This is a genomic window from Paenibacillus illinoisensis NBRC 15959, from assembly GCF_004000925.1.
Classification (GTDB): Bacteria; Bacillota; Bacilli; order Paenibacillales; family Paenibacillaceae; genus Paenibacillus; species Paenibacillus illinoisensis.
Map to the genome: position 1 here is coordinate 15024 of NZ_BIME01000022.1, position 12061 is coordinate 27084.

The 12061-nt window shown below is 33.2% G+C and carries 11 protein-coding genes; 3 read left to right on the forward strand and 8 right to left on the reverse strand.

The features are described 5' to 3' along the window. Nucleotides 1-6 precede the first annotated feature (6 nt). From PIL01S_RS28720 to PIL01S_RS28730, 3 genes are read right to left on the reverse strand one after another with little or no spacing between them, the layout of a single operon-like run. On the reverse strand, nucleotides 7-1110 hold the full coding sequence (locus PIL01S_RS28720) for a glycosyltransferase (protein WP_127541186.1): 1104 nt from the start codon (nucleotides 1108-1110) through the stop codon (nucleotides 7-9). A 13-nt stretch (nucleotides 1111-1123) separates the two neighbouring features. Beyond that, nucleotides 1124-2125, reverse strand: coding sequence for a glycosyltransferase (locus PIL01S_RS28725; RefSeq protein ID WP_164764371.1), 1002 nt, complete (start codon nucleotides 2123-2125; stop codon nucleotides 1124-1126). Between the two features lie 35 nt (nucleotides 2126-2160). Beyond that, nucleotides 2161-2844, reverse strand: coding sequence for a hypothetical protein (locus PIL01S_RS28730; protein WP_127541190.1), 684 nt, complete (start codon nucleotides 2842-2844; stop codon nucleotides 2161-2163). Between the two features lie 44 nt (nucleotides 2845-2888). Here PIL01S_RS28730 and PIL01S_RS28735 point away from each other — a divergent pair, with 44 nt between their 5' ends. Then, a complete protein-coding gene (locus PIL01S_RS28735; RefSeq protein WP_127541192.1) occupies nucleotides 2889-4088 on the forward strand; it encodes a glycosyltransferase family protein in 1200 nt (399 codons plus the stop codon). A 151-nt stretch (nucleotides 4089-4239) separates the two neighbouring features. On the opposite strand, the gene PIL01S_RS28740 is transcribed toward PIL01S_RS28735, so the two are convergent. The 5 genes from PIL01S_RS28740 to PIL01S_RS28760 form a co-directional block, all read right to left on the reverse strand. Continuing rightward, nucleotides 4240-5397: a hypothetical protein gene (locus tag PIL01S_RS28740; RefSeq protein WP_127541194.1), complete on the reverse strand. Its 1158-nt coding sequence runs from the start codon at nucleotides 5395-5397 to the stop codon at nucleotides 4240-4242. Nucleotides 5398-5555: 158 nt separating this feature from the next. Then, nucleotides 5556-6506 carry a glycosyltransferase family 2 protein gene (locus PIL01S_RS28745; protein WP_127541196.1) on the reverse strand — a complete coding sequence of 317 codons (951 nt, stop codon included), beginning with the start codon at nucleotides 6504-6506 and terminating at the stop codon, nucleotides 5556-5558. A 3-nt stretch (nucleotides 6507-6509) separates the two neighbouring features. Further along, a complete protein-coding gene (locus PIL01S_RS28750; RefSeq protein ID WP_127541198.1) occupies nucleotides 6510-8597 on the reverse strand; it encodes a CgeB family protein in 2088 nt (695 codons plus the stop codon). A gap of 24 nt (nucleotides 8598-8621) precedes the next feature. Further along, nucleotides 8622-8945, reverse strand: a complete 324-nt coding sequence (locus tag PIL01S_RS28755) for a hypothetical protein (protein WP_127541201.1) — start codon at nucleotides 8943-8945, stop codon at nucleotides 8622-8624. Continuing rightward, nucleotides 8946-10262 carry a nucleotide sugar dehydrogenase gene (locus PIL01S_RS28760; protein ID WP_127541221.1) on the reverse strand — a complete coding sequence of 439 codons (1317 nt, stop codon included), beginning with the start codon at nucleotides 10260-10262 and terminating at the stop codon, nucleotides 8946-8948. 205 nt (nucleotides 10263-10467) lie between these two features. On the opposite strand from PIL01S_RS28760, the gene PIL01S_RS28765 reads away from it, so the two are divergent. Both PIL01S_RS28765 and PIL01S_RS28770 read left to right on the forward strand, forming a co-directional pair. Then, complete coding sequence (locus PIL01S_RS28765) at nucleotides 10468-11244, forward strand: ABC transporter permease (RefSeq protein WP_127541203.1); 777 nt, start codon at nucleotides 10468-10470, stop codon at nucleotides 11242-11244. A 16-nt stretch (nucleotides 11245-11260) separates the two neighbouring features. After that, complete coding sequence (locus PIL01S_RS28770; protein ID WP_127541205.1) at nucleotides 11261-11992, forward strand: ABC transporter ATP-binding protein; 732 nt, start codon at nucleotides 11261-11263, stop codon at nucleotides 11990-11992. Nucleotides 11993-12061: the final 69 nt, after the last annotated feature.

The window sequence follows — 12061 nt, forward strand, 5'->3', positions numbered from 1 at the left end:
TTTACTTCAAAAGAAATTTGTATGCAATAATTCTGAGATTTGTTTTGCTCTTTTCCCCCAGGTGTTCTGCTCTAAGAAATGAATAACTTTTTGTTGCGGAATCAATTCTAATTCTTGTTTTATTAAAGTACGAATTATTTCAACGAGCTCATGCACAGTTTCATATAATTGAACAAATGGGAGAAATTTAATCATTTCTTCATAATTAATGCTTAATATAGGTTTCATAAAAAAGATGTATTCGTACATTTTCACAGGATCAACTGATCTAATTAAATCATTTAAAATAAATGGCATGATAAATGCATCAGCATAATCAGCATGGACTTTTAGCTGGTCATGCTCTATTAGCCCCAAGAACTCTAAACGGGGATGATTTGGAACATTCACTTCAATTGGACCTATAATAGTTACTTTCACTTCAGGAATTTCATTTAGAACTTGCAAAATTAAATCAAAGTCCATCCAATTACTCACAGTACCAAAATAGATTATATTGAAATGTTGATTAACAGAATCGGTTTTAATAGTACTTTTTTTCTCCATTAGAATGGTGTTCATTAAAGAGGTGCTTATACCGTTATTTATAACGAAAACCTTTTTCGTCAAGCCATAGTTTTGTAGCAACTTTTCCTTTAAATAATTTGAAGAAGCGATAATCAAATCAGAATATTCAAGCAATTCTCTTTCCAATGACTGAAAGTATTTAAAATTGCTATCTTCGCAATAAAATTGCGTGAAGTCATCCATACAATCATAAACAACTTTTTTTTGTTCTATAAGATGTGTAGGGATGAACTCCAATATTAAAGGTGAAGTAATCCATATAACATCATAATGATAAAGTTGCTTAATAGATATTGAGTTAATAAATCGCTCACACCATCTCAAAGATTTAATCTTACCTGAATAGGGAAGCTTATTGATGTTCAACACCTGAGAATCCCGATAAACATTACGATTGTTGTGTACTCTCTTGGCAGTGTATAGCTTTCGTATAGGGAATAAATCTACGCTAAAATACCTTGTTAGTTCCTCATATAAGAAATGTGGACGTTGTTTAATCCAGTTCCACTCCACATGCATTATATAGGCAATTCTGAAATTCACTAATATTCACCTACTAAGTATAAAGGATAGGATGAATATTACTCATCCAGTCATCTTCAAACAGATTATTGAAATATTCAATAGACTGCAACATAACCTTCTCATGCACTTCATAAAATTTGATTATATTTTTAATTTTCTGCAAAATATCAGCATAATCTCCCTTTGTGAATAGGTAATCCTCATTGAATTGAACTAACTGAGCATGGGCTTCATTATAAAATAATAAAACAGGGATTCCTGAATACATTGCTTCAGCTGCAGATAAGGCAAAGCTCTCAAAGTGAGATGCTGACAGAAAAAGACCTTTATTTTCCCTGATCATCTTCATAATAGAAGATGTCTTATCGAAGCTAATTTGAGGAAGGTAAACATATTTCTCCATCAGGTGATATTTCCTTAACAATCCTTCAAAATTGATTTCATGCTCTATGATATCTCCTACAAAAAATATCATTAAATCATCTTGAACTTCATCGTTGTATTGAGAAACGATCCTCATAACTTCTTCCACATTTTTCAAAGTGTCTAGTCTACCCAAATAAAATACAGGTGTTCTAGTATAGCGTATAGGGGATTGATGAATTTCATTTATATTATATCCAATATCATTGGATAATCTGAAGACTTTAGGTTTTAACTCTGTAGACACCTCATTGGCTATAGTCTGGACCATAGAGTTAGAAGGAGCTATGATGCCTTGAATATTTGATGGTACATCTTTTAAATATTCTCTATTTTTTCTGTAAGAAGTGTGACATTCAACAAATAACTTTTTTGGATTAATATCACTAATAACTTCTGGGGTATCGATAACAAAGAAAAGATCATACTCGTTATGATTGATTTGATCAACAATATCAAATCTTTCTTTATAATAATGCTGATTGATAATTTTTTTAATTTGTTCGTATCCAGGTCCATTTTGAAGAAAACAAACACTAACAGTGAGATCTTTGTACATATCTAATAATTTTAGAGCTCTGTTTAGCATAACTCTCTCTACTCCGCCCATAGTCGCCCACTTGTACACAAATAAAATTTTCCTTTTCATAAACGATACATGTTAGCATAAAATGCGTTTTCTATATCTGAATAAATCATCTTAATCAGCCTTTCATAGTTACCTTGGTTTGCCATCATATCTATTGTAAATATGTCTGATCTCAACTTATGCAATTCTCGAAAAAATATATCCGAATCCGTTATAATGATATCAGAAGAAAGTGCAATATCTCGTCTAATGCTATTTTTCACGTACTCTTCTAGTGCAATATAGTAAAAAGAAAACCCTCTCGCTCTTAAAAACGTAGTTTCACTAAACTTTAACAAAGTATCGTCAGTAAATATAACTTTTCTGACATTATAACACGTATCTTTCAAGAAATTTTCTGAGTATAGTATTAATTTAGGGATTACGAAAACATTCGGCATAATCTCTTTGAATAGATCCTTATGAAAAAAATTATCAGTTATAAGCAAAACTATAACTTGTGCTCTTCCTAAACATCTCGCTAAATGAAAATCACTTGTTTCGTATTTGGAAACAGACTTTCCAATAATAGTCAGAGAATCAATTCTTCTCAGCTGTATCTCATTATAAAAATCATATTCTTTAGATTTAATTATTTTGAATAACATCTTGTCTTTTCCATGAATATACTTACTTTTAATTCGTCTAAATGTGCCTTTAGCTCCGTATGCCCTAAAGGCATGTTTGATCTTATATATCATCTATGCCTCTCTTTTCTATGAATTTTACACAAGGAGAAATTATAATGACAGTTAAATTAACTAGAAATATGAAAAAATTCATTTCAGCAAATTGGAAAACAAAAATGCGATATCTAAAGAAGTTATGCTTTAAACTTCCTTTTGTAAGACGCATTAGCAAAAAAGTGCTCAAACGACGCACTATTAGTGCATTAAAATCTTTTGATCACTCTGTTAGTGATTCAGTTATCTTTATGTTTTCAGGGACCCACTATATAAAAAACTTCGAAGGAAACAGGCCTATACATCTGACTAGAGAATTTCTTAACAAAGGGCATAATGTTTTCTTTTCATATTGGCGATGGGACCAAGACGAAAAACTACCAACATCAATTAATCCAATGCTATTTCAGTCACCTATTGATTTAACTATAGAAAATTTGGATCTAATAATCAAATACCCGCTTAGTCATTCAAATAAAATCTTCATCATTTCATTCCCTCACCCCTCGTGTGCTAGAATTTTAACAACTCTAAAGTCACATGGATGGAGGATTGTTTATGATATAAGAGATGATTGGGAAGAATTCCACAAAGTGGGACAGGCTATCTGGTATGATAAAAATATTGAACATACAATTCTAAAAGAAGCTCATAGCGTATTAGCAGTATCCCAAGTTTTAGCTAACAAGTTACAGCCATTCTCTACAACGAAAATTACACTAAGTCCTAACGCTCTTTCGCCTAGCTTTAATCAATTGGACATCAAGGGTAGACATAATATCAGAAAAGACAATATTATTGGATATATTGGTCATTTAACTGAGTCTTGGTTTGATTGGAAAGCCTTTTTAAAGCTCGCTAAAAGAAATTCAGATTGGAGTTTTGAAATAGTTGGGCATTCACTCCCCGAAGATATTAGTTTTCCTGATAATGTAAAATATCTGGGTTTCAAAAATCATGATGAAATAATCCAAATATCTATGAATTGGAAAGCAGCAATCATTCCTTTTAAAACATCGGCTCTGTCCGATGCGGTAGATCCCATTAAAGTATATGAATACCTAGCCTTAAGATTACCAGTTGTATCATTTAGAATGCCTCAGATTGAAAAGTACCCATACGTTTATGTATCTCATAATCTTGAAGAATTTGAAATAAATCTGAGGAGAGCATTGCAAATTGCCCCCAATGAAAATGTGATAAGAGAATTCCTGGAATACAATTTATGGGAACAGAGAGCTCAACAATTCCTTTGTGATTAAAATGCTAAGAACCGCTCTATAAGCACTTTTGTGCAATAGAACGGTTCATTTAACCTCTAATGTTTATTCTCTACCTCATGAAGTTCTATCTACTCATTCAAAGGACTAGAAAACTACTCACACAACTACTAAGGGAAATAAACCATTTAGTTTAAAATATATCATAATACTTAGACAACACTCTTTTAACTTCAGTGTACTCTCTCCAATCATCCTCAGTATAAGGCAATATTCCTGCCTCTGAAATATTCTTTAATAGCCCCCCAAGAAGGTGTTGTGGGAAATTCACAATTAAGTTTGTGTTCAGTCGTTCGTAAAATTCTAATTTCAAATTGTTAGCCACTTCAACTACTTCATCTGGTATTCCACTAATCGTATGACTAGCGACTTCTATTCCGGCGTATTTAATAATATAGAACGATAAAAAATCGGATGCAAAATATTGACCAAACTTAAAGTGCGGTTTTTTGGGAGGATCCAGTTCCATTATCTCAATTTTTTTACCAAGCCTTTTAGATGCAATCATCGCAAGTACCTGTTTTCTGTAACGTTTTTCTTCCCCTGGATTAGCTAAAGACGCCAAAGAATCATTAACATATTCAGGCATATAATGTGCAACAACTAGCAATGTCCCCACTTCTGTTAGTCCAAGTACATAGGGAGCATTTCTAATTCCTACTGCAAAATATGCAGCAAACTCCCTACTTTTAAATTGACCTTCAGAAAAATTACCTGGAGATGCTTCTAATATATTTCCGAAAGCATGATATTCGGTGTTTAAATATTCACTAAATAACAATGACGCAATTCCCATAAACGACCACGAATTTTTTCGTAGAGGAGTGTCAACAAGATTAGTTTTGACTGTGTATGGTTTGAACTTTTTGAAGAATAGCTCTTCTCTTGAAAATTTCCCTCCGAAATCCATAGATACTAATCTTGTCTTAGATGGCATCAAACATTTAGCAGCCAAACTATCAAATCCACCACTGAAATTCAATACCAAGTTTTTGCTTTTCTTTTTTTTTAATTCTTTACCATCTAATGTTTTCACATCTGATTTTGTGAAATCTCTAATGGAACTAGCTGTTGATTTACCAACTGGAAGGTTGATTACTATCTCATTGTATTTATTCCCACATAAAGTAGATATAGCCATTGCAACTAAATTATTATCGGGCCGTATCTTAGGAGACAATTCAAAATAAATACGACCACTACTATCTTGTTCATCCCCTCCCTCTTCTTCAAAATTAAAACCAATATGCCCTCTAGATATTAAAAAATCAGTAAATGTTATTTTTTTCATAGATATTCAGCTACCTCTTCGATTTTTATCTAGAATATCACAATATATTCATTAATAATCATATAGAAAGTCTTTGATTACTAGTCCAATTCCTCAAATTTATTTATAAAAAAAAGATTAGAGCCAATGCTGCAAGTTCCCTTGTGTGTAGTCAACACTTAAGCTAAAGCCTCTAATTCAAGATTAAGGGTTTTAATATCATTAATAATGAAATTGTACATTTTTAAGTATCCTGGATACCATCCCTTTACGATTTCATTCCGGTTTTCTTCTTTAACTGACAAAAGCATGTATTCAGTAGTTGCGTTAATTCTTTGCAAGATTTCAAGTGTTAAAAATATCAAATCATTATTAATTCTCGCATACTTTAAACAAAAATTATGAACATAAGTAATAATTTCTTCCCGATCCTTAAATGCTTTAATATTAAATGTTTGAGTCGCTGATAAATTGTTTTCGTTTTGACGAATTGTTCGATACAGAATTATGGAATTAATAGCTATGATTTTTTTTGCATAGAACCATGTTTCTAATGTCAAAGGGATATCTTCATGGTAAACTCCTTCCATAAATTCAACATCATTGCTAATAAATAAATTTCTTTTGAACATTTGATTAGTTGCACTTCCACAATAAAAATTAACTACAGGAATTTCTCTCAAATTGGTATATGGAAGCTTTAGAAACTCATTAATCTTATTCTCTATATAATTAACAGGAGTTAACTTCCCTCCAGTTCCTTTCTCATACATTCTACCTAAGACAACATCAGCATCTGAATATCTGATTGCATCGTACATCCTTTGTAACGCATCTAACGGATAACTGTCATCCGAATCTAAAAAGGTAATGTACTCCCCTCGTGCTTTCTTCAGTCCAGAATTCCTCGCTGCTCCGACTCCCTTATTAATAGAATGGTTAACTACTTCAAAGCGTTCATCTTTCCCTACGAATTCTTCGATTATAAATTTTGAATTATCAGGGGAACAGTCATTTACAACTACGACTTGAATATCTGTAAGTGTTTGTAAGAGTAAAGAATTCAAACTTGCTCTTAAATATTCCTCTGTCTTATATACTGGCACTATTACTGTTACTAAGGGAATCATTTTTTACCTCCTTTCATTTTGGGTTATATATTGTAATAAATTGTTTTTAGGTTGAGGATCAATCATAATTTCTTTAATGATAATTTGCGACAATCCTGATAACTCAATAGAAAACTTATAGTAGAGAGCCCCCTCCTTTTTTCTTATGGATGTGCAACCCTTTGTTATGATTTGATAACCACCCAACACTCGATCATCTTCATCGAAAAAAGTACAAATGACCCTTGCTTTCCCTTGAACTACAGCATCCAAATACACCACTATTATTTCATTACTATTTTCATTCAACATGAATTTCTTTTGTAGGTGAATCGTTGTAGGAGAAGCTGAATCCTTTAATGTATAGATTCCTGTATCATTGTCCGTTGTTACAGATTTACCTATTTTACCTGGAATGGATCTAACAATATTGAAAAGCTCTTCTTTTGATAGGGATTGTTCATAGCTATAATATAACTCTGAAGATTCTATTAAAATACTTAGTTTATTTACATCTTCTAAAGACACTCCTTGATGTAATGAAATGTCATCAACTGTCTCACAAGTATTGAGAGTGTAGTTCTCACAGAAATTGAAGGGGTCTACGGATAAACAGGTCACTCCTTCAAGAGTGCTATTCCCTTCGTTATTACTCTGGTTAAAGCCAACACTCTTTTTGAATTGGGTATCAACAATTGAACGGTCAGTTCGAAGCGAAGTTATTAATGTATACTTTTTCTCAGCATTTTTGAGCTGAACTTCCTCTTGATTATAGTAATAATAACTTCCTTTTCCAATAACCGTTGCAGTCGGCTCATATTTCAAGGATAAGACCAAATCTGTCAAAAAATGATCTCCGTAGTAGTTAGCAACATCAAAGTAAGAAACAAAATCTAATCCGTCTAAAAAACTTTCTTTCATATTTTTTATATTTTCAACTTGAACAGGACAATCAAAATTTTGCAAATTCTGATTTATGGCTTGATCATTTTCAGAAAACAAATATAATTTTTTAGAACCATATTTTTGCCTTTTAAAACTCATATTTATATATTTATATTCCTCAATGTTATTAATAACACTGTATACTCCAATATAAGGATCTTCATTAATTTTTTTTTCCTTGAACACAAGCTGATAGATAAAACCGACACGTTCTTTGTACGTATGCTCTTTTAAAACTTTTCGCAATGCTAATAATCTAGTTTTATCATAAAGAAGCTCATTGCTCGATAAGTTTTCTAATTTGTCTCCGAAGCTTTTTTTGTTATCAAAATAAACTATTAGGTCGCCAAACAAGTTTCTTAACCCCAAACACTCATTGCTTAAAACCAGAGTATTACAAGATATTAGTTCAAAAGCTCGCCGGGCTTGCATCGTTGATGAATGTTTCACTATATTCAAGGTTATACCAAACTTATAGCTTTTATATGCTATATCAACCTGGTCAGGGGGAAGCGTTCCTACAATATATTTCTGATACTTTTTAGGATAGGTGTACTCAGGATTGTTAGGATAAGGGTTACGGTCATATATATCAATTTTCCATTCTTTTTCATCTATTAGATCGACAATATCTTCAAAATCTTTTTTTCTCTCCTCTCTCTTATTATAATAAGAGCCCGCAAAACATGTTCCGTCAGTTCTCTCATACTTTTCAAGCGGGGAATACATCTGTACTGAAGATGCAAAAGGCATACAAAATACTTGATCGTGGCCCAATAGCCTCTTGTAAAGAGGTACACAATCAAAATCTGTTGTAAGAACATAATCAAAATGCGATGCTATATGCATGAAGGTAGTAAAGTGTACTGGATCTTCTTTGTTCCAAAATACTGTTGGAATTTTCTTTTGTTTACACCAATTCATAAGACTTAGAAAATCTTCACTAGGGGATGGTAATAATTTACCTCGCCATGTTCCCTTATAACCATTCCATATTGATTCCACAAATACTATATCTGGTTTAAACTCCCCAATTTCCTCTTTCCACATTCCTGCATTTAAGTTCAAAAAGTCACATTCATACGGAAAAAAATTTTCACTCAATTCATCCAACATCCCGGCAATTCGCACACCGGATATTTTTTGTGTTTCCTCCACATTTCTCATAAATCCAATTTTCCATTCCTCTCTTTATCTTTTTAATAATTTTTTCACAAGTTTCTTTAAAGTAAACTTAATTCCATACACCGCATAAAAGTATGCAAACTTTTTTGTAACGAACAAGAACCTCGAAAATAATCCTTTAGATGACAAATCCACCGGGAATGGAAGATAGGTATTATATTGATTCGAATTAGCTGTATTAGTTTTTATAACAGCTTTCTTTCCTGAATAAGAACCCGCTTGTTCTAACAACTTTATTGAGAGAATGTCCAATCTATTTTTTAATTCTCTATTTTGGCTTCGGACCTTTAACAACTCCATTACAATTTCATTACTTTCCCTCTCTAACACTCACTCTCCCCCTTTAAAGCTAATTGCATTTATTTCCGTTCTTCTTAATACATCAGTAGCAGCGCCACCTAGAACATAAGAACTAAAACCTGCTTCAGTCCATTTTTCTAGGTCTAAAATGTTGCGTGTATCGAGTACTATATTTCCCTTCATTAGGTTTCTCATCTCTTTTGAATCTACTTCTTTGAACTCCCTATGATCAGTCAAAACCAAGATTGCGTGAGCACCCTTCACGGTGTCCTCTAGATTTTCCTCTTTATTCGGGAATTTTTCACCCACATGAGGATCAAAAACACTCAATTGGAAGCCAACTTCCAAAAGTTGACTAACAACAGTCACCGCGGGACTCTCGCGGATATCATCAATGTTCCCTTTAAAAGATAGCCCTAAAATGGCGATTTTAGCTTCTGCCGGAAAAGGAAACATTGATTTCAGCTTTTGCACCACAAAACTTGGCATACTGTCATTAATCTCACGCGAAGTATGTATAAGTTTTGCTATAGTAGGAGCAGACTCATATATAAACCATGGATCGACAGCAATACAATGTCCCCCTACGCCTGGGCCTGGCTTATGAATATTAACTCTCGGGTGGCAGTTAGCAAGTTCTATGGCTTCCCAAACATTAAAGCCCACATTTTCTGCGATTTTTGCCATCTCATTCGCAAAAGCAATATTGACATCACGATAGGTATTTTCCATTAATTTGACCATCTCTGCTGTCGTAGCATCCGTTAAATGAATAGTGCCTTTAACAAATTTCCTGTATAGTTCAGCCGTCCTCTCGGAAGAAATTGTGTTGATACCCCCAACAATCCGATCATTGTAAACCAATTCTTCAAGAAGGTTTCCAGGAAGAACCCTCTCCGGAGAATGAGATATGTACAGATCTTCTTTAACATTTAATCGGGTTTGCTCAAGAAGGGGCATCATTACATCTTCAACTGTTCTAGGAGGTACAGTTGATTCAAGGATTATTAAATTATTTTTCTTAATGTAAGGAAGTATGGATTGAGTCGCTTGAACTACATAATCCAGATTTGCACTTTTGTCAGCTTTAATCGGGGTAGGTACGGAAATGATGAAAGCATCAGCAGGCTGAGTTATCGTTCCGAAACTCAGTCTGCCACTATCCATAACTTCATCCAACATTTCTTGAAGCCCCGGTTCTTCGATATGAATATTACCTAATACTAACCCTTTGATAACTTCTGTATTGATATCAACGCCGTGAACTTCTACGTTGTGTTTAGCAAACATAATTGCAGTGGGCAATCCGATATATCCCAAACCAATGACACATAATTTCATTGTAATTCTCCTCACATTCTATCTTTTCATCTACATATTAAAGCATTATATCATGAATTCCGACAAAATTTATGGCAACCTCAAGATGGACAGATATCTCCTAAATTAGGTTTCATTTGCTCTAAATTGTAGATCTATAATGAATGTGTTAACATAAACGAGGCACTATGATAATCATCTTTTTACGATTGAATATATTAAGGAGCAAATTATGCGAGGATATTGGGATAATTTTCTGAAGTATAAAGATTTAATGATTGAACTCACAAAAAAAGACATTACCCTCAAATATAGAAACTCTTTTCTTGGAATTATTTGGAGCGTGCTAAATCCCCTTCTTTTTATGCTTGTGTTAGTTATCATTTTTCAGGAATTCTTTTCTAGCGATATCGAATACTTTGCTGTTTACGTTTTGATTGGAAGACTGATATATTCTTGCTTCTCTGAAACGACTAACTTCGCTATGCAATCCATTGTTTCAAATGGAGGCCTTATTAAAAAAGTTTACGTTCCTAAGTATTTCTTTCCAATTTCTAGAGTGGCATCTTCCTTTATCACCTCATTGCTGGCTATGATTTCATTGATTCCTGTCATGCTTCTTAGTGGATTGAGTATTTCATTACAAAGTTTCTACATTATTTTACCTTTATTTTATCTTTTACTAATTTCCCTGGGGATAGGATTAATATTAGCCACTATCTACACTTTCTTTAGGGACCTGCAGCATCTTTATTCACTTGCATTGGTTATCATTATGTATACATCAGCCATATTTTATCCTGCTAGCATTATACCTGAACGCTATATGCCCATCATCCGATTTAACCCGATCTTTGATATTATTGAAATGAGCAGAAACATCTTGATATATGGCATACTTCCTTCTCTTCAAACGAATTTATTCTGTTTAATTTATGGAATGGTCGTTTTTCTGTTAGGTTTAGGGATATTCTATAAAAAACAGGATAAATTTATATTCTATTTATAAGGATGGAGAGTTTCATATGAACGAAATAGCCATCAGAGTCGATAACGTCTCCATGAAATACAGGCTACTCAGTGGTAAAATGAATTCATTGAAGGAATTTTTCATACACAGTTTGCACAAAAAAATAAAATATGATGAGTTTTCGGCACTCGAAAATATTAGCTTTGAAGTTAATAAAGGAGAAGTGTTTGGAATTCTGGGTTTAAACGGTGCAGGAAAAAGTACATTGCTAAAGATTATTGCTGGTATTCTTAAACCCACTTCGGGAACTGTAGAAAGAAATGGTTATGTTGTCCCTTTGCTGGAGCTTGGAGGGGGCTTTAATCCTGAACTTTCTGGAGTGGAGAACATTTATTTAAATGGAATGTTACTCGGGTACTCAAAGAAGTTCATTAAAGAAAAAATGGATGAAATTATTGAATTTTCTGAATTAGAAAAGTTTATTCATACCCCAATTAAAAACTATTCGTCCGGAATGAAGGCGCGCCTTGGATTCTCTATAGCCACTTTGGTAAAACCGGAAATTTTGATTGTAGATGAAGTACTGTCTGTAGGAGATCATAAATTCAAGGAAAAATCCGAGGCAAAAATGAAGTCGCTTATGGGATCCGGAGTAACAGTCCTATTTGTATCCCATTCTATCAATCAAATGAAAACAATGTGTGACCGTGCTTTGTGGCTTGAAGATGGGAAGATACGTGAAATGGGATCAGCTGAAGATGTCTGTAATCTTTATCAATCCAATTAAATGTGATTAGTTTTTTTCTATAAGCGACCCTCCTGCAAATTAAAGCGAGAGAGTCGCTATTTTTTGGTA